Origin of the sequence: Acetobacter estunensis, assembly GCF_019083805.1 — a bacterium.
GTDB classification, from domain to species: Bacteria; Pseudomonadota; Alphaproteobacteria; order Acetobacterales; family Acetobacteraceae; genus Acetobacter; species Acetobacter estunensis_A.
The window spans coordinates 37859-62063 of the sequence record NZ_JAHRDV010000009.1; the positions used below are offsets into that span (position 1 = coordinate 37859).

The window sequence follows — 24205 nt, forward strand, 5'->3', positions numbered from 1 at the left end:
GAAACGGCCTTTTGCGCCCGACCGGCAATGTGCCCCACCCGAAAGCGGGGCACCAGATCCGGCGCAAAAACGCGCCGGAACAAGGGGACGATTAACGCTCGGCGAAAGCTTTTTCGACGACGTAAGCACCGGGTTTGGAGTTGTTACCCTCATCGAAGCCGCGCGTCTGAAGCAGCTTCTCCGTATCGGCGAGCATCTCCGGTGAACCGCAGATCATGACGCGGTCATGCTCGGGATCCAGTTCGGGAATGTTGAGATCGCGGAAGATCTTGCCGTTCTCGATCAGGGTCGTGATGCGGTCCGTCACCTCGAACGCCTCACGGGTCACAGCCGGGTAATAACGCAGTTTGGAGGCGACGTACTCGCCAAGGAACTCATGCTCGGGCAGTTCGTGGCGGATATGGTTGGAATACGCCAGTTCGCCGGAGACGCGCACCGTGTGGGTGAGAATGACGTTATCGTAGCGCTCGTAGCACTCCGGATCCTTGATCAGGCTCATGAACGGCGCAAGGCCCGTGCCCGTGGACAGGAAATACAGGTTGCGGCCCGGACGGAGATTGTCGAGCAGCAGCGTGCCCACTGGCTTGCGGCCGATCAGGACCGTGTCACCCACCTTTACATGACGCAGGCGCGAGGTCAGCGGACCGTCCGGCACGGCGATGGAGAGGAACTCCATGTGGTCTTCATAATTGGCGGACGCGATGGAATAGGCACGCAGCAGCGGCTTGCCGTCCACTTCCATGCCGATCATCGTGAACTGGCCGTTCTCGAAACGCAGAGCCGGATCGCGGGTGGTGGTGAAGCTGAACAGACGGTCCGTCCAGTGATGAACCGTCAGCACCTTGGCCGGGAAGAGATGGCCATATTCCTTTTCCGGCGGCGCGAGATGCCACACTCCTTCCTGACCTTCGACCGGCAGCAGGCCAGAAGGCGCCTGATCGGGAGCAACGCGAGGCAGGATGTCGGACATGGGCCGGATATCTCCATGAACTGGAAGCGGATCAGGCGGAAGCACCCGTACGACACGGAGCCTCCCGCGGCGGACCGCAGGTTGAAGAAACGAATTGGGTGGCGTTTCTAGTGGGAAGACCGCAGCGGCACCAGTGATAATTGCACCGCTCACCTTCGCAGCCGGCTCAAGGGGGCTCTCGTCCACCTCTCAGGCAGCGGACGAGAGACCCCCCTGTTCCGTTTTAGCGCGTGATGCCCGTGTGACCCACGGAGTAGCGACCCGGCAACGGCCAGACCGTCAGGCCATGCGGCTCCGCCCCTACGGGAATGGCCGTCATCGCGCCCGTGTCAGTATCGATTGCATAGGTCACGTCATCGAAGCGGCCCGAAAGCCACAGCTTCTTTCCGTCCGCGCTGACATTGCCCATGTCGGGGCTGCCGCCACCGGGAATCGGCCACGTCTTCACCACCTGATTGGTCGCGAATTCGATCACTGACACGCTGCCAGCCTTGCTGTGGCGCGGCCCATGCACCTTATGGGAACCGCGATTCGCCACATACATGAACTTCGCGTCCCGGCTCGGATACAGGCCGTGAGTGCCCACGCCGGTCGGAATGAAGCCCGTCTCGGTGAAGGTGTCGCCATCGAGGATGAACACACCGTCCGCGTGCATGTCGGCCACATAGAAGGTCTTGCCGTTCGGCGCCGTCAGGATGTCCTGCGGCATGCCGCCCTTGGACAGCTTCAGATAGCCCAGAAGTTTGCGGTTGACCGTGTCCACCTTGGCCATCATGCCGCCGAATTCACAGGTGAAGATCGCGTAGCGACCATCGATCGAGAACCCGGCGTGATTGATACCCGGGCATTTCGGGGCTTCCACCGATCCCTGAAGCTCCATCGTGTGCTGGTCGCGGAAGTCCAGACGACGGCGGGCTTCGGCCACCACGATGGCGGATTTGCCGTCCGGCGTGAAATACATGTTGTAGGGATCGTCCACCGGCACAGGCGCGCCGGGCTTGCCCGTATGCGCGTCGATCGGCGTCAGGCTGCCCTGCGTCGTGCCCTCGGCGTTATTGGTCGCCCACAGGGTCCGCATGTCCCATGACGGCACGATGTGCTGCGGGCTTTTGCCCACGGGGAAACGGTCAACCACCTTCAGGGTGGCGGGATCGATCACATAGACATCGTTCGACCGCAGATTGGGCACATAGATCCGCGCCGGATCGCTGGCTACGTCCGCACGGACTTTGCCCGCCGCCGCTTCCGAATAGATGTTGGACGGATCGACCACAGGCGGCATGCCCGGAATGGTCTGCACCATGCTCATGACGCGGCTGCTGGCAGCCTCCGGCGTGGGAGCGGCTGCTGGCGCATCGGTCTGCGCCTGCGCCGGAGCGAGACCAAGAGAACCAAGAAGGGCCACCAGAGCGGCGCCTGTCAGAAAGCGGTTTTGTATCATGATGTGTCAGCAACCTCCGAGGACGCAGGCAATACCACACGCCTCCGCGCCGACAAGCGATCTGCGTCAAGTCACCGCCGTTTTTCCAAAGAATTTCATCCGTCCGCGAACCGTTGCGCCATTTCGGCCAGAGGCCAGCGCGGACGCGGGCGCGTGTTTCGGTCATCGGGCAGCGGCACACCCAGACTCTGTGCTTCACGACATACTTCGAGCGCCGCCCACCCAACCATCACCGCGTTGTCGGTGCACAATCGCAAAGGTGGCGCCACGAACGGCAGATCATGCGCCTGCGCGAGCGCTGTCAGACGCGAGCGTAGCACTCCATTGGCTGCGACACCGCCAGCGGCTACCAGCGCGGTGGGACGTTCCATCATGCCCAGCGCATGTGTCACACGGTCCCCAATCACATCCGCTACGGCCTGTTGGAAGCTGGCCGCCAGATCCGCGGCCAGTTCCCGCGGCAACGGCTCCATGCCGTAAGGCTCAAGCTGACGCGCCATGGCCGTCTTGAGGCCAGAGAACGAGAAATCACACCCCTCCCGTCCCTTGAGCGGACGGGGGAACGCGAAGGCCGTCGGGTTCCCTTCCCGCGCCAATGCCTCCAGCGCAGGGCCGCCGGGCCAGCCCAGCCCGAGCATTTTGGCCACCTTGTCGAAGGCCTCACCCGCCGCGTCATCGATCGTGCCACCCAGCCGCCGGTAGCGCCCCACACCCTCAACGGCCAGACACTGGCAATGCCCGCCCGAGACGAGCAGCAGCAGATAGGGGAAAGCCAGCCCTCCCTCGAAAACGCCGGGGAGCCTTGCCGAAAGCGCATGGGCCTCAATGTGGTTGACCGCAATGAAAGGCTTTTGCAGCGCGATCCCCAGCCCCTTGCCGAAGTTCGCGCCCACGATCAGGCCGCCGATCAGACCCGGCCCCGTGCTAGCCGCGACCGCGCCCAGATCGCTGCGGGCAAGACCGGAGGCTTTGAGAGTTTCCTCAACAAGATCAGGGAGAAGGGCGAGATGCGCACGCGCCGCGATCTCGGGCACCACCCCCCCGAAAGCAGCGTGATCGGACTGCGAGACAAGGCGCTCGGCCAGCACGTCGCCCTGCGTGGAGAGAATGGCACACGCCGTCTCGTCGCACGACGATTCAATGGCAAGCAGGGGGCCCATGGGGTATGACCACGCCCCACAGGCAGCGTTTCCGTCGGTGTTCTCTGGCGTCACGTCACCTTTCCTTCATCCGGTGCTGGTAATAAACACGCCAAATGGTTTCCGCACAGCCGTCCCGTCCGCTTCCCTCCGCCGCGCTCCAGAAGATCGCGGCCCAGGCCGCCGCGCGTCAGAAGACCGCAACGCCGCAGCACCGCCGGCAATTGCCGCTGCGGGTGGGCACGCGCGGCTCTCCGCTCGCATTATGGCAGACGCGCGCCTTTCTCACCCGGCTGACACGCTTCTGCCCGGTGCTGCGGGACATGAACGCCTTTCAGGAACATCTGATCAACACCACAGGCGATCAGGTCCAGAACCGCGCACTGGCCGAAATTGGCGGCAAAGGACTGTTCGCCAAGGAAATTCATGAAGCGCTGCTGGACGGACGCATCGACTTCGCTGTCCACAGTCTCAAGGATCTCGAAACCACACTACCTGACGGGCTGGTGCTGGCCTGCACCATGAAGCGCGAAGACGCCCGCGACGCCCTAATCCTCGGCCCCGGGCTGAAACCCTCCGATGATCCCATGCGTCCCTATGACGCTCTGCCGCATGGCGCGTTGGTGGGCTGCGCCTCCGTGCGGCGGCAGGCGCAGATGCTGCATGTGCGCCCCGACCTTCGCTTCGGACTGCTGCGCGGCAACGTGCAGACGCGACTCGACAAGCTCGCCGCCCGCCAGTGCGACGCCACGCTACTGGCGCTGGCGGGTCTGCGCCGTCTCGGCATGGAAGATCGCGCCTCTGTCGTGCTGGATCCCGCCGTGATGGTACCTTCTGCCGGACAGGGCATTGTGGGCGTGACGGTTCGCGCCAGCGACATCGAACTGCGCGAACTCCTCGCCGCCATTGAGGATTATGAAGCCCGGGCCGTCTCCACTGCCGAACGCGCCCTTCTGGCAGAGCTTGACGGCTCCTGCCGCACCCCCATCGGCGGCTATGCCCGCCTGCTCAATCCGGCCGCCGGACCGAAGGGACAGGTGCATCTGACGGGCCTTGTCGCCTCAGAAGACGGAACCTTCCTGCTGCGCCGCGAAATTACCGGTGCCGCTGCCGACGCCGAGCGTATTGGCCGTGAACTTGGCCGCAGCCTGCGTCGTGACAGTCCCGCCTCCATCTTCACGGACAATGACTGAACAGAACGGGGCTGCCCGCAACCGCAAACCCGGCGTCCTGATCGTCCGTCCCGAGCCGGGGCTTTCGGAAACGATGGAGGCCGTGCGAACGTTGGGATGGGAGCCTTTCGCCGCCTCGTCCCTGCACATCGAACCACGATTCGTACCACAGCAACCCGGTGTCGCTGCTGCTCTCGTCACTAGTTCCCAATCCCTTCCCGCGCTCGAACAGGCCGTGGCGCATGATCTGCCGATTTTCGCCGTGGGAGACGCTACATCACGCCGCGCACGCGAGCGTGGCTTCACCCATGTGGAAAGCGCAGGCGGCGATGCAAGCGATCTGGCGGCGCTTGTCCGCGCACGCCTGACGCCTGAAAGCGGCACATTGCTGCTGCTTTCAGGAAAAGGACATGGCGCCACACTGGCGGCTGAATTGCGGAAAAACGGCTTTCGGATCCGACGGCGTGTGGCCTATGCCTCCCGCCCCCTGCGCGCTCTGCCGCCCTCTGTCCTGCGAGCATGGCAACAGCGCGAGATCAGCCTCGTCCTGTCCTTTTCCGCGGGAAGCGCCCGTACGCTCTGCCGAGCACTGCGGGGCGCGAACTGCGTGATGCGGAACATGCCGGCCATAGCCATCTCCGCCGCGACTGCCCGTGTTCTTGAGCACAACGGGTTCCACCCAATCCGCACGGCCGCTCACCCAGATGCAGCCAACATGCTCAGGCTTATGGGGGCGGCTTCCTCCCGCGTCTCACCGGGCTGATCGCGCGCTCCCTTACTTCTCTAGCTTGTTGTTTTTAATGTATTATTATTGAACAATATCAAAGTTTTGGGTGTCGCCTTTTTCTAAAAAAGCGACGTTCTCTGAAGCTTTTTGAAAAAACTTCTTTACGATTTGGCTCCTCTCACTCCGTCGTGCCCGCCAACGCTTCCAGCAGCGCGTCTACATCCTGCGGACGTGTATCGTGTCCGGTAACGAAACGCACCAATGTGCCGGTCACACCCGGCGGCGCGGTCCGACGCAGAAATACAAATCCCGCCGCTTCCAGCCCTTCCACCAGCAGTTCCGGCAGCACGGCGAACACCTCGTTGCCCTGCGTGTCGAAGGGCAACGTCGCCGCCGGATGCCGCGCCAATCCTCGTGCCAGCCGTCCGGCCATTTCGTTGGCATGACGTGCATTGCGCAGCCACAGGTCGTTTTCCAGCCACGCCAGAAGCTGCGCCGAGAGAAAACGCTGCTTGGCCCACAGATGCCCCGAGCGCTTGATCCGCCGCTCCATATCTTCGGCCAGCGAAAGGTCGAACATCACGATAAGATCAGCCGAGAGAGCGCCGCTCTTGGTGGCACCAAGCGAGAGCACATCCACACCTGCACGCCAGGTCATATCGGCGGGCGAACACCCCAGATGCGCCAGTGCGTTGCCAAATCGCGCGCCGTCCATGTGAACGCTCAACCCAGCTTCATGCGCCAGAGCGGTCAGCTCCACGAGATGTTCGAGCGTATAAACCGTGCCCCACTCGGTGGCCTGCGTCAGACTCAGAGCGGCAGGACGGCTCAGACGTGCCCCACCGGCGGAAAGATCCGCCACGGCGGATGCAAGAAGTCCCGCCTCCATGCGTCCATCCGCTGAGGGAATCGGCCACAATTTGGCGCCGCCGGTGAAGAACTCCGGCGCACCGCATTCCCGGCGGTTGATATGCGCGCTCTCGTCGCACAGGATCGCGCCCCACGGCGGAGAAAGTGCTGAAAGCGCCAGCGCGTTGGCGGCCGTGCCGGTGGCAACCGGAAAAACCCTTGCTTCCGCCTCGAACACTTCCGCCACACGGGCTTCCAGCCGCCGTGTCCAACTGTCCGCGCCATGCGCCGGAGCCTCACCCACATTGGCCTGCGCCAGCGCCGCGAGGATTTCAGGCGACACGGTGCCGACGTTGTCGCTCATGAAGTTCGTGCGTATAGGTTCCGCACTCCCGCCATCAGGGGAGGACTGCCTGTCATGGGGCTGCGCGCCGTCCGTGTTCTGTTCCATGTCGCTTCCTGTCGTCTGATGCGGACCCACCACTTCTAGCACCCGAACAAGGCTCCGCCCATGTCCGATCCGACCTCGCCCGCAACCGCCGCTTCCAGCCGAGCGAAGCTGATCGACGGCAAGGCTTTCGCGAAAAACCTGCGTGAGCAGACAGCGCGTGACGTGGTCGCCTTTCACGAAAAGCACGGCGTCACACCCGGGCTGGCTGTGGTGCTCGTGGGCAATGACCCGGCAAGCGAGGTCTATGTCCGCAATAAAGCACTGGAAACGCACCGCGTGGGGATGCGTTCCTTCATGCACATGCTGCCCGAGACCACGTCCGAAGACGCGCTGCTGACGCTGATCGACCGCCTGAACGCCGATCCCGAGATTCACGGCATCCTCGTGCAGCTTCCCTTGCCCAAGGGCATCAACCCTCACCGCGTGACCAACGCCATTGCACCGGAAAAAGACGTGGACGGTCTGGGCGAGGTGAACGCGGGCCGCCTGAGCGTGGGCCTAAAAGGCATCGTGCCCTGCACGCCGCTGGGCTGTCTGATGCTGCTGAAATCGGAGCTTGGCGATCTGCGCGGGATGAACGCCGTCGTGGTCGGCGCGTCCAACCTCGTCGGCAAGCCCATGGCGCTGCTGCTTCTCAACGAAGGCTGCACGGTCTCGATTGCGCATATCGACACAAAAAACCCGGCCGAACTAGCCCGCACAGCGGACATCCTCGTGGTGGCGACAGGTGTGTATCATCTCGTCAAGCGCGACTGGGTGAAACCGGGCGCGACCGTGATCGATGTCGGCATCACCCGCATCCAGACCGAAAGCGGCAAGACCAGGCTGGTGGGGGATGTGGATTTCGATCAGGTGGTGAATGTGGCCGGACGCATCACCCCGGTGCCGGGCGGTGTCGGGCCGATGACCATTGCCTGCCTGCTGCGTAACACACTCAAGGCCGCGCGTCTGAGCGTGGGCGACAAGGGATGCGAGGAAAGCGGCAAGGCCAACTGGCTGCCGTCCTGAAACACATCTGAAAACGGCGTGGACGTTTCACACCTCCACGCCGGACTTCATTTACGCCTCGACCCGGTCGAGGAACGTCGCGAGGGCACGGCTGACATCCGCCGCCTTTTCCAGTTGCGGCATATGCCCTGTGTCCGGGTAACGCACCACCGTCACCGCATCAGGCAAATCGTCCGCACCCGAGACCGACAGGATCTCGTCTGCCTCTCCCCAAAGCACCTGCACGGGCCCGGTAAACGTCTCCAGAACGGAACGCAGGGGAAATGCCTGCTTGCCGTCATGAAAACAGGTGTCGGCGATGGTGCGCAGACCCGCGACTACACCGTCAAGACGCTTGGTGCGGATGATATTCTCAAGCATCTGCCGCGTGATGAGCGATTTGTCATGCACAAGACACTGCACAACCGGTTCCAGCGTCTTGCGTCGGTCCGCTTCGATAAACCCGTTGATGAAGGCCATGTTGATGTCGCTCCCCAGCCCGGCGGGCGCCACCAGCGAGAGTGACGCCACCAGATCGGGATGAGCTTTCGCCAGTTCCAGCGCGATGGCGCCCCCTAATGAATGGCCCACGACATGCACACGCGGGATCTTCAACTCCCGCGCAAGCCCGGCAACCGTTTCGGCAAACGTCACGGGGCTTCCGTCACCCACCTTCTTCGTGGACTCCCCATGGCCAGGCAAGTCGAAGGAAATGACATGCCGCTTGTCCGAGAGCGCGGGCTGGGTGAGCAGCCAGTTTGTCAGATCGCCGCCAAAACCGTGGATCAGAAGAACGGGAACACCCTCGTGAGAACTTCCGCTTTCCTGAACGGAAATCGTCAGATCCCCCACAGTAACCGCTTTACGAACCGGCTCGTCAGACGCCTCTGCCCCACCGCCTTCCGGTGCAAAACTTTCGTTGAATTTCGTTATGAACGCATCGATATCCGCATCCGGCACGTCCGTATCGGCCAGCACGCCGATCAACGCTCCCACAGGCAGCATTTCGCCCTCAGGCGCGACCTGACGGCGCAACACGCCCGCCGCCGGGCTTTCATATCCATTCGTGATCTTGCTTGTCTCAATATCGGCAATTTCCTGACCGGCGCTGATATCGGTTCCCACCGGCACGCTCCAGCTTGCCAGTTTGCCTTCCGTCATGGCCAGACCGAATTTCGGCATGGTGATCGGCGTGATGTTTCCCATGATCAAGCCTCCTCCTTCACACGATAGGCCGCAACGGAGCGCACAGCCGCCTCAATTTTTTCCACGTCCGGCACATAGAGTTTTTCCAGAACCGTCGCGAACGGAACAGGTGTGTGAGGCGGCGTCACACGGCGGATCGGGGCCTTGAGCGCGTCAAACGCTTCCTCGGCCACTAAGGCCGCCACATCGGTCGCCATATTGCAGCGCGGACTGGACTCATCCACGATCACCAGACGGCCGGTTTCATTCACGCAATCGAGGATCGTCGCCGCATCCAGAGGCGATGTGGTGCGCGGATCGATGACAGTGCAGGAAATACCGTCTTTCTCAAGCCGATCCGCGGCCTGATTGGCGAAATTCACCATCCGCCCGAACGCAACGATGGTCACGTCATCACCCTCGCGCGTCAGGTTCGCCTCCCCGAACGGAATGGTGTACGGATCGTCGGGCACGTCTTCCTCATCGTCATACATGACTTTGTTTTCAAGGAAGATCACAGGATCGTCGTCACGGATGGCCTCGATCAGCAGACCCTTGGCTTCATAGGGAGAGGACGGCACCACCACCTTCAGACCGGGAATGTGCGTGAACAGCGGATAGAGCGCCTGACTGTGCTGGGCAGCGGCGTTGAAACCCGCGCCATACATGGCTCGAATGACCAGCGGCGTGCGGGCCTTGCCACCGAACATGTAGCGGAACTTGGCCGCCTGATTCATGATCTGATCGAGACAACAGCCGACAAAATCAACAAACATCAGTTCTGCCACAGGCCGTAGGCCCGTCGCGGCCGCACCTGCGGCCGCTCCGATATAGGACGCCTCGCTGATGGGCGTATCCAGAACCCGATCTTCTCCGAATTCGGTCAGCAGTCCTTTTGTCACACCGAGCACACCGCCCCACGCATCTTTCACGCCGGATGTGCCGCCGCGGCCACCCGCCACGTCCTCTCCCATGAGGATGACGCGCGGATCACGCTGCATCTCCTGCCGCAGGGCCTCGTTGATCGCCTGACGGAAACTCTTCTTCGTCATGTATCCAATCCTTTTCCGTGCAAGGTGATTTCAATAGGAAACGTAAACATCTTTCATGAGATCGGCGTCCTCGGGAAGCGGCGCCTTGCGGGCCGCGACCACGGCGGCTTCGATCTCGTCTTTTACGGCGGTGTCGATGGTGTCGAGATCGGAATCTTCTAACAGACCGGCGCCCACGACCTTACGCCGAAAATTGACGAGGCAGTCGTGTTCCGCACGAAGTTTCGTAACCTCGTCCGCTGCGCGATAGGTCATGGCATCCCCTTCAAAATGCCCATACCAGCGTGCCAGATGAACGTGCAGCATCGCAGGGCCATTGCCCTTGCGGGCATGCTCGATGGCCTCGCCCGCTGTCTCATAGACAGAGAAAAAGTCGTTACCATCACACTCGAAATACGGCATTCCGAAGCCGGCCGCGCGATCCTTCTGGTTGCCCGCAACAGCATAGGACGCGCCCGTGGCCTCCCCGTATCCGTTGTCTTCCACCACGAATACGGCCGGCACCTTCCACACTGAAGCAAGATTGAGACTTTCCAGCGTGCTGCCTTCGTTGGACGCGCCATCGCCATAAAAAGCTACAGCCACAGCACCATCTTTCAGGGTCTTGTGCGACAGGGCAGCCCCACAGATCAGAGGAGGACCACCACCCACAATGCCGTTGGCACCCAACATTCCCAGCGACAGGTCGGCAATGTGCATGGAGCCGCCCTTGCCCCGGCACACGCCGCTTCTGCGACCGTATATTTCCGCCATCATCCCGTCCACACCAACACCTTTTGCAATACAATGCCCGTGACCGCGATGGGTGCTGGCGATGGTGTCCGTGTCGGTCAGATGCGCACACACGCCCACACCCGAAGCTTCTTCGCCGCAATAGAGATGCACGAAGCCGGGAATATCGCCGGTGGCGAATTCCACATGCAGGCGTTCCTCGAAATCACGAATGGTCCGCATCGACCGGTAGGAGCGTGTGAGAATATCGCGTGCAATCTGCATAGATCGTTCCTCGACTGCCTTTCGGACCATGCTGGCCCGAACTGCGCCAAGGAAAGCGGATGGACGACTGCCTCTGACAGAAACACAAGCTATCGGTCACGCGTATGTGACGGAGCGTCTGCCGCACTGTCGCGTTCCTGCGCCACACATTCACTCGCTGCAGGAACATCTCCCATGGCTGAACCTGTTATGGTTACGGACGAACGCCTTGCCATCCTGCCTGCTCCGCTGCGGGCCTCATGGTATCGCTGCGCCACGCAATACGTTCTGCCTCCCGCCGCCGAAGGGCCGATTCATCTGCTGTGCGGCGCGGAAATCCGTCAGGCCTGCGCCCGGATGGGGCCATTGCTGAAAGTGGCGGAGGCGGAACTGGAACGTCTGCATGGCATCGTCTCGACGCTCAATTACAGCGTTCTTTTGGCTGACCCGCAGGGCATCGTCCTGACGCGCCGGGGCGATGCGCCCCAGGAACGCGGGCACAAACGCTGGCATCTCTGGCCCGGTGCGATGTGGGCGGAATCGATCGCAGGGACCAACGGAATCGGCACCTGCCTGATGGAAGGACGGCCGGTCACAGTGCATATGGACCAACACTGGCGACTGGCGCTGCGTTACCTCACCTGCTCTGCCGTGCCGTTTTATGGGCCCGATGGGCGGTTGGCCGGTGCTCTGGATGTGAGCTCGACACGCCCTGACCCGGAAGGGCGCGTGGCCACCATGATGGAAGCCGTTCTGGTGGATGCGGCCCGTCGCATCGAACGACGCAGCTTTCTCGATGCTTTCAAAGGCTATACCGTCGTCCTGCTGGGTGCGAGTGACGACATCTCGCTGCCCATGGTGGCGCTGGACGAAGCCCATGTGGTGGTGGGCGCGACCTATGCCGCGCGGCTATTGCTGGGCCTGAAGGACGATGGAGCACAGGTCTGTTTCGACCTCGCCACCCATGGGCAGGGTGTGCCAAACTTCCCTGATGCAGAACGAAGTGTCATCGAAGGGGCGCTTGCCATGTCAAAAGGCAAGGTCGCCCCGGCGGCACGGCTGCTGGGCGTCAGCCGCTCTACTCTTCATCGAAAAATGAAAACACTGGGCGTGAGAGAGGATCAGGCCAACGTTTCCACACCCCCCATATAAGGACGCAGAACAGGGGGCACCGTCACGCTGCCATCCTCATTCTGCCAGTTCTCCATCACCGCGATTAGTGTGCGACCCACAGCAAGGCCCGAACCATTGAGCGTGTGCACCAGTTCCGGCTTGCCGCCCTGCGGGCGGAAGCGTGCGTTCATGCGGCGCGCCTGAAAATCACGCGTGTTGGAACAAGAAGAAATCTCGCGCCATGCCTGCTGCCCCGGCAGCCATGCCTCAAGATCGAACGTCTTGGCCGCACCGAAACCCGTATCTCCCGCGCAGAGCAGCATCCGGCGATATGGGATTTCCAGCCGTTCCAGCACGCGCTCGGCACAGCGCGTCATGCGCTCATGCTCAGCCGCACTCTCCTCGGGCGTGGTGACAGACACCATCTCCACTTTCTCGAACTGGTGCTGGCGCAGCATCCCGCGCACGTCGCGCCCGGCCGACCCCGCTTCGGAACGGAAGCACAGCGACAGCGCGGTCATGCGGCGCGGCAACTGGCTGACATCAAGAATATCGCCCGCAACGGAGGCCGTGAGCGGCACTTCGGCAGTGGGGACCAGCCAGCGGTCATCGGTGGTGAGGAAAGACTGGTCCGCGAATTTCGGCAGCTTGTCGGTGCCGTACATCGCGGCCTCGTTCACCAGAACCGGCACCTGCGTTTCGGTGTACCCATGCTCGGTCACGTGCAAATCCAGCATGAACTGGCCGAGGGCACGTGACAGACGCGCGATGCCACCACGCAGCAGCACGAACCGCGCACCAGACAACTTGGCCGCCGTGGAAAAATCCATCTGCGGCTGACCGCCCGTCACAATGGCTTCACCCAGTTCGAAATGCTGCTTGGGCGTGAAGGCAAACTCCTTGCGCGTGCCCCATTCATGCACCACGACATTGGCGTTCTCATCTGGGCCGGGTGGCACGGAAGCGTCGAGCCGGTTGGGCAGGACTTCGAGCAGGGCCTTGACCTCGCCATCGAGTGTCTGGGCGCGCGTGTCGAGCGCCTCCATTTCGTTGCGCAACGTGACCGCCTCGGCTTCCAGCGCCGCGCTGTCGCCCTTCTCGCGCTTGATCTTGCCAATGTCCTTGGCCAGCGCGTTGCGGCGCGTCTGCTTCTCCTGAAGGGCCGTCTGCGCCGCGCGGCGTTCCTCATCCAACGCCAGCACTCGCTCCGACACAGGCTCCATACCGCGACGGGCCAGATCGGCGTCAAAAGCGGCGGGGTCGGCGCGGAGGGCGCGGAGATCGTGCATCAGTTGGCCTCTTTCTCTTCGGTCTCAATGGGACGTTTGGGCTCGACAAAACGCGCCGAGATAATGGAAATCTCGTAAAGGATGATCAGCGGCACCGCGAGCGCCGTCTGGGTGATGACATCGGGCGGCGTGAGAATGGCGGCCGCCACGAACGCGCCCACGATGGCGTAACGCCGGAACTTCTTGAGTTGCGCGGACGTGACGATCCCCGCCACGGCCAGAAGCGTGAGCACCACCGGCAGCTCGAACGCGATCCCGAACGCCATGATGAGCTTCATCACGAGGTTGAGGTATTCCGACACCTTGGCCTGAAGTTCGATTTGAAGGCTGTCCGCCCCACCCGTGGTCTGGAAGGACAGGAAGAACTTCCACGCCATCGGAAAGACGAAATAATAGGCCAGCGATGCGCCCAGCAGGAACAGCACGGGTGTTGCAACAAGAAAAGGCGCGAACACCTTTTTCTCGGAACGATACAGGCCGGGCGCAATGAACATCCACGCCTGAATGGCGATCATGGGAAACGAGATGAACGCAGCCCCGAAGGCCGCGACGCGGATGTAGGTGAAGAACGCCTCATACAGCGCTGTGTAGATCAGATGCGGCTGCTCACCTTTCTGACGCATAATGTCGCCCAGAGGCCGTGCCAGAAAGAGATAGATGTCGGCGGCGTAGTGATAACAGACCGCAAACGCCACCCCGAAGGTGACGAGGGACCACAGAAGACGGCGGCGCAGTTCGATTAGGTGATCGAGCAACGGCATCGGTTCGTCGTGAATCGGATCGTCCTGTCTCGGAGCGTCACTCACGACGTGCTCTCCCTGTCGGATTTGGCGCCCACCTGTGGCGGCACAAACGGTGCGACCCGTCGGTTGCCGTGCAGCACGCGCGCGGGCGGGACGATGGCGGGCGTGTGCAGACGCGGCCACGCATTGGCCACACGTCGCGCAATGGTGGGCGGAATGATGGCCGGTGCCTCACCCGGAGCGAGGCCGGCCCTTTCGTCCATAAGTGAAGGAATGCCCAACGGGGACGTGCCTATCTCTGCCCGAGGCGGTGGCGGCACGAAGGACGGCGCTTCCGGCGCGGAAAGAGCCGTTGGTCGATCCTCGAACGGACGGCCTTTCAGCACCGGATCGTCGAGGCTGCGGCGCAGGCTGCCGTCATTGTCGATGGTCTTGAGAATCTGGCTGCGCACATCGAGGCTGCGAAGCGAGCGGACATGATCGCGCACCTCCCCCAGATCGGCCTCGCGCACCATCTCGTCCACATGACCCTGAAACTCGCCCGCGAGCTTGCGGGCCTTGCGCACAACCTTGGCCACGGAGCGGATGGCGGCCGGCATGTCCTTGGGGCCGATGACGAGCAGCGCCACCACGCCTACGAGCGCGAATTCCGACCAGGCAAAATCAAACATCGTTCCCGCCGGCAGACGCCGCGCCGTCCCGTCCGATCCGACCATCGGACGGGGCATGACCACGCGGACACACACAGATGAGTGACAGCCCTACCACGACCCATCCGCCTCGCAAACGGCCCGTCCTCACACGTCGCTCTCCGTCGTCCCGTCCGCTGCCTCTTCCTCCACGATCACGCCCTCGCTGTCTTCCGCCGGTTCCACCGCCTGCGCCAACAGATCCACTCCGCCGGAAAGCGGACGTTTGGGCGAGGTGGGCATGTCGCCCATCAGTTCTTCACGGCGCGGCAGGTCGCTCAGCGCCTTGAGACCGAAATGGCGCAGGAAATCCGGCGTCGTGCCCCACAATACAGGGCGGCCCGGCACTTCCTTGCGTCCGCGCGGAGCGACGAGAGATTCCTCGATCAGCGTGTCGAGAATGTTCTGGTTCACGCTCACGCCGCGAATTTCCTCGATCTCCGCGCGGGTGCAGGGCTGGTGATAAGCAATGATGGCCAGCGTCTCCATCGTGGCGCGGGCCAGACGACGGGGCTTGGGCATCACCCGCGTCAGACGGGGCGCGAGATCGGGTGCCGTGCGGAACTGCCAGCCACCCGCAACCATGACGGGGGCCACGCCGCGCCCTTCATAACGAGCGAGAAGCGCTGCGAACACGGCGCGAAGCCATGCGCTCACATCTTCCACGCTCTCAGGGATCAGCCCCTGCCCATCCAGCAGGTTCAGCACCGCGCGGGCGCTGACAGGTTCAGTGCTGGCGAAGATCATGGCCTCCGTCAGACGGATCACCTCATCAGAAGGCGCGGGCTGTTCGGCCGTCGCCTCTCCTTCTTGAGGCTCCGCAGACACGTCCTCATGTGCCGCGCCGCTCTCCACAACCGCATCCACGGAAGCGGCAGAATCAGGCTCCGGCAGCCCTGCGTCAGATGTTGCCTCCGTCTCGCTCACGCACCCTCCTCATGCGGCCGCAACTGGATGCGCCCGAACGCTTCGTCCTGTTTAAGTTCCAGCATGCCGCTTTTGGCCAGTTCCAACCCCGCGATCAACGTCCCCGCCATGGCAGCGCGACGGATGCGAACGCCCTCCACCTCATCCGTGCCCGCTGGCAGATCGGGCAGGAAAGCGTCCAGATCGTTCCAACCGGGCGGCGTGCTGCCAAGCAGCTTTTTCAGGCGGCTCAGTGCGTCCTGCACGGTCCAGAAACGGATGGTGCGCGGCGTATAGACCCGGTGCCGCGCATTGCGGCGGATCACCGCCATGTAGGCCCGCATGAGTTGCGGCACATCCAGCGCCAGCGCGGAGCGGTCGATCTCCACCAGCGTTTCACTCTCGCCACGCGCGAACACATCGCGGCCAAGCTGCGGACGAGCGGACAGCCACTCCGCCGCAACCCCGATACGCGCCAACTCTTCCAGCCGCGCGGCCAGAAGTTCGGCGGCATCTTCCGCTTCCTCGTCCGGTCCCTCTTCCTGCGGCAAAAGCAGGCGCGATTTCAGCCACGCAAGCCACGCGGCCATGACCAGCCAGTCCGCCGCGAGTTCCAGCCGGATGGAGCGGGCCGATTCCACAACGGCGAGATACTGTTCCACGAGTTGCAGGATCGAGATTTTCGCCAGATCGACCTTCTGCGCCCGTGCGAGATCCAGCAGCAGATCCAGCGGCCCCTCGAACCCATCCAGATGCAGAACGGGTGAGCGGGCGCTTTCTTCCGTCCCGCCTGCCCCTTCTCCGCCCGTTCCCGTCTCGGGCACGCGACAAAGCTCAGGGACGCAGAGGATTACAGGCATGCCCGTGTTCACGCAGCTTGTCGCAGAACGCCCGGGCCGAAGCCATGCTGTCGAAGCCACGGGTGCGCAGGCGGTAGAAGATGGCGTTGGTATGCGTCACCTTCTCGATCTGCGGGCGGTGGCCTGCAAACAGTTCCGGTGAGACCGCCTTCATTCGGTCCCATTCCTTGTAGGCGTTGGCTTCGGAATCGAGCGCTGCAAGCTGCACGCTATAGGGGCCGGAAGAGGTCGCCGCCGGAACGTCTGATGCCTCCGCCACCTTGTGAGGCTCTTTCTTCGGTGCGGCTGCGGCCTCCGTCCGGCTCGGCGCCTTTGCAGGTGCCGCGTCTTCTTCCGCGCCGGCAGGCTGAGGCTGCGCGTCGTCACGTGATGGCGGTGCGACCGTATCGGAAGACGGCTCCTCCTGTGGAGGCGCAGCATCCTGCGGCTGCGTGGACACGGTATCCGGCAGAGCCTCTGGGGAAGAGGGCGGCTGTGAAGAATCGGCCCTATCGGTCATGGGCGGATCGCTGCGGGCCGTCTCGCCATAATGAGCGGCGAGAGCCTCCGGGTTAGGCTGCTCCGGTCCGGGCGCAAGACGGGCGGCTCCGCCCGGCGCATCGGGTGGCGGAATGGCGCCATCCAGTTCCATGCCCCCCGGATCGGCGGGTTTTTCGCGCAACGGCTGGGGAGGCGGCCCATAAATCGGGATGCCGCCCTGATGATGGCCGAACAGCGACCAGCCGCCGATTCCCACCAAAAGCAGAGCACCCAGCCCGACCGCTCCATAGGTCAGCCGCCGCGTCATGGGGTCCGTGGGCAGCAGGGCCGCCAGTGCTGCCGCCTTGCCGCCCTTGGGACGGGCGGGGCGACGCGGCTCCATCTCGTCATCGTAATCCGCAACCAGCCGCTCGCGCGTGCGGGCGCGGTTGAGCCGATCGGCGTGGGGATCGGGTGGGGACGAGTCGTTCAGGCTCATCGCATCTCCTCGACAGGCTCGACGCCCATCACCGCAAGACCTGACCGGATGGCCGTTGCCGTCGCAGCGACAAGCGCCACGCGGGCCAGCGTCGCCGCCCGGTCGTTTTCCTGAAGGAAGCGCAGGCTGGTCTCATCGCGCCCGCGATTCCACAGCGTATGAAAATCCGCCGCCAGATCGCCCAGCCAGAACGCGATCCGGTGCGGCTCACGTGCCAGCGCCGCGCCTTCGACCGTGCGCGGCCAGCTTGCCACGCGACGCAGCAGCGCCAGTTCGGCATCCGCCTCAAGCCCGTCGAGCGACACGCTCAGCAAAGCCTCCGACGTGATCGCCTTTTTGCCCAGCATCTCTTCGGCCGCACGCAGAACGGAACGGCAGCGGGCATGAGCGTACTGCACATAGAACACCGGATTGTCGCGCGTCTGCGCCACCACGGCGTCCAGATCGAACTCCATCTGCGCGTCGCTCTTGCGCGTGAGCATGGTGAAGCGCACGGCGTCACGTCCCACTTCGTCGAGCAGATCGCGCAGGGTGACGAACGTGCCCGCGCGTTTGGACATACGCACCGGCTGTCCGTCACGCACGATGTGCACGATCTGGCACAGCAGCACCTCAAGCGGCACTTTTGCGTCGGTCAGCGCTTTGACCGCAGCCTTCATGCGGCTGACATAGCCACCGTGATCCGCGCCCAGCACGTCGATCAGCACCTGCGCCCCGCGCTCCACCTTGTCGAGGTGATAGCCGATGTCGTTGGCGAAATAGGTGTTGGACCCGTCGGACTTGCGCAGCGGGCGGTCCACGTCGTCCCCGAACGCGGTGGAGCGGAACAGTGTCTGCGGGCGCGCCTCCCAGTCATCGGGCAGTTTGCCCTTGGGCGGTTCCAGCACGCCCACATACAGCAGCCCCTTGTCCTCAAGCGCCTTGATGGCTCGGTCCGTCACACCGTCCGCCAGCACCTTGGCTTCTGATGTGAACACGCCATGCTCCACGCCGAGCAGCTTCAGGTCTTCGCGGATGCCGTCCATCATGCGCGCGACCGCGAAATCCTTGACCAACGCGAACCACTTCTCGGGTTTTGCCGGACGACCACCCTCATCGGCCAGCGCCGTGCCGTGCGTCTCCGCCAGCGCCTGCCCGATGGGAATCAGATATTCACCGCGATATTGCAGCCCACCGGGTGTCAGCGCATCGAACGCTTCTGCGTCGATGGTGGACCCGATGGCCTGAAGGTAGCGCCAGTAGGTGGCCCAAGCGAGGGCCGCGACCTGTGCGCCTGCGTCGTTGATGTAGAACTCTTTCGTGACGTCAAAACCGGCCTTGTCCATCAGATTAGCCAGCACATCGCCCACCACGGCGCCGCGGCAATGCCCGACATGAATCGGGCCGGTCGGGTTGCACGAAACGTACTCGACATTGACCTTCACGCCCGCGCCCACGCCCGAATCACCATAGGCTTCGCCAGCCGCCAGCACGGAGCGTGCCACGCTCTGAAGCACGGCAGGTTTGAGGGTGAGGTTCACAAACCCCGGTCCGGCGGCAGCGGCTTTCGCCACGCCTTCCACGGATTCCAGTGCTGTGGCCAGTTCGGCGGCGATCTCGGCAGGCTTGCGGCGGGCGGGTTTGGCCGCGATCAGCGCCGCGTTGGTCGCCATGTCGCCATGGGCAGCCTCACGCGTGGGCGTCAGTTCCACGCGGGCGAGCAGTTCCTCGCCCATGTCCGGCACGATGCGACGCAAGGCGTCGAGAACGTGCGTGCGGTAGCGCTGGAACAGACAGTCGGACATGCGTGCGGGCTCCCCCTCTTCGTTCAGGCCATGATCGGGTCGGCCCGGCGGATGCCGTCATACAGCGCAACGCGGCGAAACGCGACAGGCCAATCGCGTGCGCGGCGCCATCATCAGGTCTCCTGCGGCACGTTCTTCTCTAGTTCCTCCAGCCATGCCCGCGCATTGCCATCCGATGGCGCGCGCCAGTCACCACGCGGCGACAGCGCACCACCCGCCAGCACTTTCGGCCCATTGGGCATGGCAGAGCGCTTGAACTGGCTGACCGTGAAAAAACGTTGCAGGAACACGCCCAGCCAATGCCGGATTTCGGGCAGAGAATACGACACGCGTTCATCCTCAGGGAAGTTGGGCGGCCAATTCCCCATGCCAGCGTCGCTCCACGCATGTTCGGCCAGAAAGGCTATTTTCGAGGGGCGGAAGCCATAGCGCAGCACGTGAAAGAGCGTGAAGTCATGCAAGGCATACGGCCCTATGGTGGCCTGCGTGCTCTGCACGGCACCGCTCGCATCAGCCGGCACCAGTTCGGGTGAGATTTCGGTGGCAAGGATGTCGCGCAGGATGTCGGTGGTCTGCGGGCTGAACTGACCGGACGCCATCAGCCAGCGGATCAGATGCTGGATCAGAGTTTTAGGCAGTCCGGAATTGACGTTGTAGTGCGCCATCTGGTCGCCCACACCATAGGTGCACCACCCCAGCGCCAGTTCCGAAAGATCGCCCGTGCCGATGACCAGACCGCCCCGCTGATTGGCCAGACGGAACAGGAAATCCGTGCGCAACCCCGCCTGCACGTTCTCGAACGTAACGTCATAGACCGGCTCTCCATCGGCATAGGGATGGCCCATCTCGCGCAGCATCAGTTCAGCAGCCGGGCGGATGTCGATCTCAGCAGGCGTGGTGCCCAGCGCCTGCATCAGCGCGTGTGCATTGGCGCGCGTGCCCTCGCTGGTGCCGAATCCCGGCATGGTGAAGGCCAGAACGGCATCGCGTCCAAGCCCCAACTCATCGGCCACACGAGCACAGATCAGCAAAGCATGCGTCGAATCGAGGCCGCCTGACACGCCGATGACCATTTTGCGCGCGCCCGTCGCCGCCATGCGCTGGCGAAGGGCGGAGACCTGAATGGTGCAGGCTTCGTAACAGTCCTGCGCGAGCCGCGTCTGATCGTCCGGAACGAAGGGGAAGCGCTGGAGCGCACGCAGTAGCCCCAGATCGCCGGAGGGAGACGCGAAGCTGCGGACGATACGCCGCCACGACTGGTCCTGCATTGCCTCCCCGTTCTGTCCGAACGAGGTCATCCGCATTCGTTCCTGACGCAGCAGATCGAGATCCACATCCGCGATGACATGCTGGGGATCGGCGGGAAAGCGGTCGCTCGCATCGAGCAGACGACCATTCTCGAAGATGGACACCTGCCCGTCCCACGCCACATCGGTCGTGGATTCGCCCTCTCCTGCCGCAGCGTAGAGATAGGCCGCGTGGCAGCGCGCGGATTGGGAACGGCAGAGCATGTCGCGCTCGTCGGCTTTGCCCACGGTGATGTCGCTGGCGGACAGATTGGCCAGCACGGTCGCTCCCGCCAGCGCCGCCTGCGTGCTGGGAGGACTGGGCACCCACATGTCCTCGCAAATCTCGATACCCACACAGAAACCGGGAATGTCGTCGGCTTCGAACAGAAGGTCGGTGCCGAAGGGCACCTCCACGCCCGCCACACGAATCGTCTCGCCCGTGATTCCCGCGCCGGGGGAAAACTGCCGCGCCTCATAGAATTCGCGATAATTGGGGAGATAGGATTTCGGTACCACGCCGAGCACTTCGCCGCGATGCACGACGACGGCGCAGTTGTAGAGCCGTCCTCGGTGCGGCAACGGCGCGCCTGTCACCACCATCGGCAGCATTGTGGTTGTAGCGGCCATGACTTCGGCGATGGCGTCCTGCACCGCGTCGAGCAACACGTCCTGCTGCCGCAGATCGTCGATGGCGTAGCCCGACAGACCCAGTTCGGGGAATACGGCCAGCACCGCCCCTTTCTCGGAGCAGGCGCGGACGCACTCGATGGTGCGCGCGGCGTTCAGGCGCGGATCGGCCAGCCCCACGGGCAGCGTGCAGGCCGCCACACGGGCGAAGCCGTGCCGGTAGAGAGAATGAAAATCCTGCATGGGGCATCCATCGCTTTTCGTGAGGCGCAGTCACTTACCCTACCGCGCGGAGAGTCTCCGGCAAACCGTCCTGTCCAACAGCTGCGTCTGCGGATCAGTCGCGATCCTTTCCAACCGGTGGCTGTCTGTGACCCTGCATTTCGGACAGATCACCATGTCACCACGGAAAAGCTGGTCTCTCCCGTGGCGATCACGGTTTATCGTGGATACATATCAGAATAATGACATGTCTTGCTGGCCTTACCCACTAGCGGAAAGGGTCGGAAAAAACGCACTTACTTGGCAGCCCGCCACAGGGAAGCTATGCAATGCCCCCTTATGGGCAGCCCTGCGGCCGGTGGTGCGGAGCGGCTGGTCGTTCCTGTTTCTTGTGTGACGGAGTTCAGCATGAGCTGGCTGACCGAATATGTCCGGCCGAAGATCCGGGGACTGCTCAAGCGCGAGGTCCCCGACAATCTGTGGACCAACTGCCCTTCCTGCCACCAGATGGTGCTGGTCAAGGAACTGGAGCGCACTCTCAACGTGTGCCCGCATTGCGGCTTCCACATGAAGGTGCCCGTCACCCAGCGTTTCGACTGGACGTTCGATCCGGGCAGCTACACGCGCATCGAACTGCCGAAAGTGGCCGCCGACCCGCTCGGCTTCCGCGACCAGAAACGCTACACCGACCGCCTGCGCGACGCCCGCGCCAAGACCGGATTGGACGACTCGCTCGCCGTCGCTCACGGCAAGATCACGGGCTATCCGGCCGTCGTGGCTGTCATGGCCTATGAGTTCATGGCGGGCACGATGGGCTCCGGTCTGGGCGAAGCCTTCATCGCCGCCGTGCGTCTGGCCATTCTTCAGCGCGCCCCGCTGGTTATCTTCACGGCCTCGGGCGGCGCGCGCATGCAGGAAGGCGTCATCAGCCTGATGCAGATGCCGCGCACGACAGTGGGCGTGCAGATGCTGAAAGACGCTGGCCTGCCTTATATCGTGGTGCTGACGGACCCCACCACGGGCGGCGTCTCGGCCTCGTTCGCCATGCTGGGCGACGTGCAGATCGCAGAGCCGAAAGCCCTGATCGGCTTTGCCGGGCCGCGCGTGATCGAAGACACAGTGCGTGAAAAGCTCCCCGAGGGCTTCCAGCGCTCCGAGTATCTGCTGGAGCACGGCATGCTCGACATGGTGGTGGAGCGCAAAAATCTGCGTGAGACGCTGGGCCGTGTGATCGGCCTGCTGACGGATGCGCCAGCGGGCGATGTGTTCACCAATACACTCCCGGACCCTGAAGAACCCGGACCGGGCGACACGGTTCTCCCCACGACCTGACAACCCCACCCGCGCGGGCACACTCCCGGCCTTTACACCGGGAGTCTTGCAACAGAGCCGAGCATGACCGACACACCGCCCGCCCCTACTTTCACGCCCGCTCTGGGTGCCGAGTTCACCGGCCGCACCGGCTCCGTTCTGGAACGGCTGAATCGGCTCTACCCCGCACTGATCGATCTCTCACTCGGGCGCCTTGAGGCTCTGCTGGCCAAGCTCGGCCATCCCGAACTGGCGCTGCCACCGATCATTCACGTCGCGGGCACCAACGGTAAAGGCAGCACCTGCGCCAATCTCCGCGCCATCGGAGAAGCAGCGGGCTGGCGCGTTCACGTCATGACATCCCCGCATCTGGTGGATGTGACCGAACGGTTCCGCGTGGCCGGAAAGCTCGTGAGCGAGGACGAACTTGTCAGCGTTCTGGAAGAGATCGAGCGCATCAATGCCGGAGAACCCATCACGGTGTTCGAGGTGCTGACAGCCGCGGGCTTCCTGCTGTTTTCGCGCCATCCGGCGGATCTTGCCATCATCGAGGTTGGGCTTGGGGGACGACACGACGCCACCAACGTCCTGCCCCATCCCGCCGCCTGCGCCATCACCGCCATTTCGCTCGATCACGAGGCGTTCCTTGGCTCCACCCTTGCCGCCATCACGGGTGAGAAAGCCGGGATCATCAAGTCGGGCGTTCCGGTGGTCACCGGACGCCAGCCTGACGCAGTGCGGGACGTTCTGGAAGCCGAAGCCGCCACCAAAGACGCTCCGTTGTGGCTGCGCGACCGTGACTGGCAGCTAGCCCGCACGGAAGATGGAAGCGCTCTAACTTTCTCCGACGCACAAGGCACACTGTCGCTCCCGCGTCCTGCCCTGACCGGCCCGCATCAGGACGACAATGCCGGTCTGGCCATCGCTACCCTGCGCGCCAGCGGTCTGCCCCTGCCGTCAAAAGCGTGGGCAGGAATCGCTCATGCCCAATGGCCCGCACGTCTTCAGAAGCTGCATGGCGCGCTGGCGCACACACTGCCCGAAGGGTGGGAGCTGTGGCTCGACGGTGGCCACAATCCCGGCGCGGGTGAGGCGCTGGTGCCGGTGCTGGAACGCTGGTCGGACCGCCCGCTGCATGTGCTGGTGGGCATGAAGCAGACAAAGGACGCTTCGGGGTTTCTGCGTCCGATTCTCTCGCATGCCACCTCCGTGTGGGCCGTGGCGGAGCCGGAGCAGCATCTGGCGCTTTCCGTGGACGCCATTGTGGCGTCATCAGGCGATATCGCCCGTCCCGGCCCCGATATCGCAACGGCGCTGGCAGCCCTGCCCCGCGCCGGAACTCCCGCGCGCGTGTTGATCTGCGGCAGCCTCTATCTGGCGGGCGTCGTATTGAAAAAAGACGGATGGACCGCGCTCTGAGCCGGATTGGTAAGGCTGCATTAACCGCCACTCCTTAGGAGAAACGG

The 24205-nt window shown here is 63.4% G+C and carries 21 protein-coding genes; 6 read left to right on the forward strand and 15 right to left on the reverse strand.

The window, feature by feature from the left end:
* Positions 1 to 91 precede the first annotated feature (91 nt).
* The 3 genes from KUA11_RS11720 to tsaD form a co-directional block, all read right to left on the reverse strand.
* The gene (locus KUA11_RS11720) at positions 92 to 970 is read right to left on the reverse strand and encodes a ferredoxin--NADP reductase (protein ID WP_217410480.1); all 879 of its coding nucleotides are present in this window, start codon (positions 968 to 970) and stop codon (positions 92 to 94) included.
* A 223-nt stretch (positions 971 to 1193) separates the two neighbouring features.
* Positions 1194 to 2411, reverse strand: coding sequence for a YncE family protein (locus KUA11_RS11725; protein WP_217410481.1), 1218 nt, complete (start codon positions 2409 to 2411; stop codon positions 1194 to 1196).
* A gap of 95 nt (positions 2412 to 2506) precedes the next feature.
* Positions 2507 to 3571 (reverse strand): tRNA (adenosine(37)-N6)-threonylcarbamoyltransferase complex transferase subunit TsaD, encoded by a 1065-nt coding sequence (gene tsaD / locus KUA11_RS11730; protein WP_217410540.1) that lies wholly within the window; start codon positions 3569 to 3571, stop codon positions 2507 to 2509.
* Positions 3572 to 3666: 95 nt separating this feature from the next.
* On the opposite strand from tsaD, the gene hemC reads away from it, so the two are divergent.
* Positions 3667 to 4743, forward strand: coding sequence for a hydroxymethylbilane synthase (hemC, locus tag KUA11_RS11735; protein ID WP_217410482.1), 1077 nt, complete (start codon positions 3667 to 3669; stop codon positions 4741 to 4743).
* Positions 4736 to 5485 carry a uroporphyrinogen-III synthase gene (locus tag KUA11_RS11740; RefSeq protein WP_217410483.1) on the forward strand — a complete coding sequence of 250 codons (750 nt, stop codon included), beginning with the start codon at positions 4736 to 4738 and terminating at the stop codon, positions 5483 to 5485. Before hemC ends, KUA11_RS11740 begins: the two co-directional genes overlap by 8 nt.
* Before the next feature lie 142 nt (positions 5486 to 5627).
* Here the strand turns inward: KUA11_RS11740 and KUA11_RS11745 are convergent, their stop codons facing one another.
* Positions 5628 to 6749 carry a threonine aldolase family protein gene (locus KUA11_RS11745; RefSeq protein ID WP_166315753.1) on the reverse strand — a complete coding sequence of 374 codons (1122 nt, stop codon included), beginning with the start codon at positions 6747 to 6749 and terminating at the stop codon, positions 5628 to 5630.
* A 60-nt stretch (positions 6750 to 6809) separates the two neighbouring features.
* On the opposite strand from KUA11_RS11745, the gene folD reads away from it, so the two are divergent.
* The gene (gene folD / locus KUA11_RS11750; protein WP_217410484.1) at positions 6810 to 7757 is read left to right on the forward strand and encodes a bifunctional methylenetetrahydrofolate dehydrogenase/methenyltetrahydrofolate cyclohydrolase FolD; all 948 of its coding nucleotides are present in this window, start codon (positions 6810 to 6812) and stop codon (positions 7755 to 7757) included.
* Positions 7758 to 7808: 51 nt separating this feature from the next.
* On the opposite strand, the gene KUA11_RS11755 is transcribed toward folD, so the two are convergent.
* From KUA11_RS11755 to KUA11_RS11765, 3 genes are read right to left on the reverse strand one after another with little or no spacing between them, the layout of a single operon-like run.
* Positions 7809 to 8945 (reverse strand): acetoin dehydrogenase dihydrolipoyllysine-residue acetyltransferase subunit, encoded by a 1137-nt coding sequence (locus KUA11_RS11755; protein WP_368041010.1) that lies wholly within the window; start codon positions 8943 to 8945, stop codon positions 7809 to 7811.
* On the reverse strand, positions 8945 to 9973 hold the full coding sequence (locus tag KUA11_RS11760; protein WP_166315747.1) for an alpha-ketoacid dehydrogenase subunit beta: 1029 nt from the start codon (positions 9971 to 9973) through the stop codon (positions 8945 to 8947). The genes KUA11_RS11755 and KUA11_RS11760 overlap by 1 nt, the downstream gene beginning before the upstream one ends.
* Before the next feature lie 30 nt (positions 9974 to 10003).
* Positions 10004 to 10969, reverse strand: coding sequence for a thiamine pyrophosphate-dependent dehydrogenase E1 component subunit alpha (locus tag KUA11_RS11765; protein WP_217410486.1), 966 nt, complete (start codon positions 10967 to 10969; stop codon positions 10004 to 10006).
* A gap of 174 nt (positions 10970 to 11143) precedes the next feature.
* Here KUA11_RS11765 and KUA11_RS11770 point away from each other — a divergent pair, with 174 nt between their 5' ends.
* A complete protein-coding gene (locus KUA11_RS11770) occupies positions 11144 to 12100 on the forward strand; it encodes a helix-turn-helix domain-containing protein (RefSeq protein ID WP_217410487.1) in 957 nt (318 codons plus the stop codon).
* Here the strand turns inward: KUA11_RS11770 and serS are convergent.
* The 8 genes from serS to KUA11_RS11810 all read right to left on the reverse strand — a co-directional run bounded on the left by serS (position 12070) and on the right by KUA11_RS11810 (position 21449).
* Positions 12070 to 13350: a serine--tRNA ligase gene (serS, locus tag KUA11_RS11775; RefSeq protein ID WP_217410488.1), complete on the reverse strand. Its 1281-nt coding sequence runs from the start codon at positions 13348 to 13350 to the stop codon at positions 12070 to 12072. The genes KUA11_RS11770 and serS overlap by 31 nt on opposite strands.
* Positions 13350 to 14111 (reverse strand): twin-arginine translocase subunit TatC, encoded by a 762-nt coding sequence (gene tatC, locus KUA11_RS11780; protein WP_217410541.1) that lies wholly within the window; start codon positions 14109 to 14111, stop codon positions 13350 to 13352. The genes serS and tatC overlap by 1 nt, the downstream gene beginning before the upstream one ends.
* Positions 14112 to 14152: 41 nt before the next feature.
* Entirely contained in the window at positions 14153 to 14764 is a 612-nt protein-coding gene (gene tatB / locus KUA11_RS11785; protein ID WP_217410489.1) for a Sec-independent protein translocase protein TatB, read from the reverse strand.
* 126 nt (positions 14765 to 14890) lie between these two features.
* On the reverse strand, positions 14891 to 15550 hold the full coding sequence (scpB, locus tag KUA11_RS11790; protein ID WP_368041011.1) for an SMC-Scp complex subunit ScpB: 660 nt from the start codon (positions 15548 to 15550) through the stop codon (positions 14891 to 14893).
* A 155-nt stretch (positions 15551 to 15705) separates the two neighbouring features.
* Complete coding sequence (locus KUA11_RS11795) at positions 15706 to 16512, reverse strand: segregation and condensation protein A (protein ID WP_217410490.1); 807 nt, start codon at positions 16510 to 16512, stop codon at positions 15706 to 15708.
* A 10-nt stretch (positions 16513 to 16522) separates the two neighbouring features.
* Positions 16523 to 17506, reverse strand: coding sequence for an SPOR domain-containing protein (locus KUA11_RS11800; RefSeq protein ID WP_217410491.1), 984 nt, complete (start codon positions 17504 to 17506; stop codon positions 16523 to 16525).
* Entirely contained in the window at positions 17503 to 19290 is a 1788-nt protein-coding gene (gene argS / locus KUA11_RS11805; RefSeq protein WP_217410492.1) for an arginine--tRNA ligase, read from the reverse strand. Before argS ends, KUA11_RS11800 begins: the two co-directional genes overlap by 4 nt.
* Positions 19291 to 19403: 113 nt before the next feature.
* Positions 19404 to 21449 carry an NAD(+) synthase gene (locus KUA11_RS11810; protein ID WP_217410493.1) on the reverse strand — a complete coding sequence of 682 codons (2046 nt, stop codon included), beginning with the start codon at positions 21447 to 21449 and terminating at the stop codon, positions 19404 to 19406.
* Positions 21450 to 21836: 387 nt separating this feature from the next.
* On the opposite strand from KUA11_RS11810, the gene accD reads away from it, so the two are divergent.
* Together accD and KUA11_RS11820 are read left to right on the forward strand one after the other, a co-directional pair.
* On the forward strand, positions 21837 to 22760 hold the full coding sequence (gene accD / locus KUA11_RS11815) for an acetyl-CoA carboxylase, carboxyltransferase subunit beta (RefSeq protein WP_166315825.1): 924 nt from the start codon (positions 21837 to 21839) through the stop codon (positions 22758 to 22760).
* Positions 22761 to 22823: 63 nt separating this feature from the next.
* Complete coding sequence (locus KUA11_RS11820) at positions 22824 to 24158, forward strand: bifunctional folylpolyglutamate synthase/dihydrofolate synthase (RefSeq protein ID WP_217410494.1); 1335 nt, start codon at positions 22824 to 22826, stop codon at positions 24156 to 24158.
* Positions 24159 to 24205 lie beyond the last annotated feature (47 nt).

Excerpts from the sequence above, each read along its gene's own strand:
- KUA11_RS11720 (WP_217410480.1), bottom strand. The coding sequence starts at position 970 with ATGTCCGACATCCTGCCTCGCGTTGCTCCCGATCAGGCGCCTTCTGGC.
- KUA11_RS11725 (WP_217410481.1), bottom strand. The coding sequence starts at position 2,411 with ATGATACAAAACCGCTTTCTGACAGGCGCCGCTCTGGTGGCCCTTCTT.
- KUA11_RS11740 (WP_217410483.1), top strand. The coding sequence starts at position 4,736 with ATGACTGAACAGAACGGGGCTGCCCGCAACCGCAAACCCGGCGTCCTG.
- argS (WP_217410492.1), bottom strand. The coding sequence starts at position 19,290 with ATGTCCGACTGTCTGTTCCAGCGCTACCGCACGCACGTTCTCGACGCC.
- KUA11_RS11820 (WP_217410494.1), top strand. The coding sequence starts at position 22,824 with ATGACCGACACACCGCCCGCCCCTACTTTCACGCCCGCTCTGGGTGCC.
- tatB (WP_217410489.1), bottom strand. The coding sequence starts at position 14,764 with ATGTTTGATTTTGCCTGGTCGGAATTCGCGCTCGTAGGCGTGGTGGCG.
- folD (WP_217410484.1), top strand. The coding sequence starts at position 6,810 with ATGTCCGATCCGACCTCGCCCGCAACCGCCGCTTCCAGCCGAGCGAAG.
- serS (WP_217410488.1), bottom strand. The coding sequence starts at position 13,350 with ATGCACGATCTCCGCGCCCTCCGCGCCGACCCCGCCGCTTTTGACGCC.
- KUA11_RS11765 (WP_217410486.1), bottom strand. The coding sequence starts at position 10,969 with ATGCAGATTGCACGCGATATTCTCACACGCTCCTACCGGTCGATGCGG.
- KUA11_RS11800 (WP_217410491.1), bottom strand. The coding sequence starts at position 17,506 with ATGAGCCTGAACGACTCGTCCCCACCCGATCCCCACGCCGATCGGCTC.
- tsaD (WP_217410540.1), bottom strand. The coding sequence starts at position 3,571 with ATGGGCCCCCTGCTTGCCATTGAATCGTCGTGCGACGAGACGGCGTGT.
- accD (WP_166315825.1), top strand. The coding sequence starts at position 21,837 with ATGAGCTGGCTGACCGAATATGTCCGGCCGAAGATCCGGGGACTGCTC.
- KUA11_RS11810 (WP_217410493.1), bottom strand. The coding sequence starts at position 21,449 with ATGCAGGATTTTCATTCTCTCTACCGGCACGGCTTCGCCCGTGTGGCG.
- KUA11_RS11770 (WP_217410487.1), top strand. The coding sequence starts at position 11,144 with ATGGCTGAACCTGTTATGGTTACGGACGAACGCCTTGCCATCCTGCCT.
- KUA11_RS11745 (WP_166315753.1), bottom strand. The coding sequence starts at position 6,749 with ATGGAACAGAACACGGACGGCGCGCAGCCCCATGACAGGCAGTCCTCC.
- hemC (WP_217410482.1), top strand. The coding sequence starts at position 3,667 with ATGGTTTCCGCACAGCCGTCCCGTCCGCTTCCCTCCGCCGCGCTCCAG.
- tatC (WP_217410541.1), bottom strand. The coding sequence starts at position 14,111 with ATGCCGTTGCTCGATCACCTAATCGAACTGCGCCGCCGTCTTCTGTGG.
- KUA11_RS11760 (WP_166315747.1), bottom strand. The coding sequence starts at position 9,973 with ATGACGAAGAAGAGTTTCCGTCAGGCGATCAACGAGGCCCTGCGGCAG.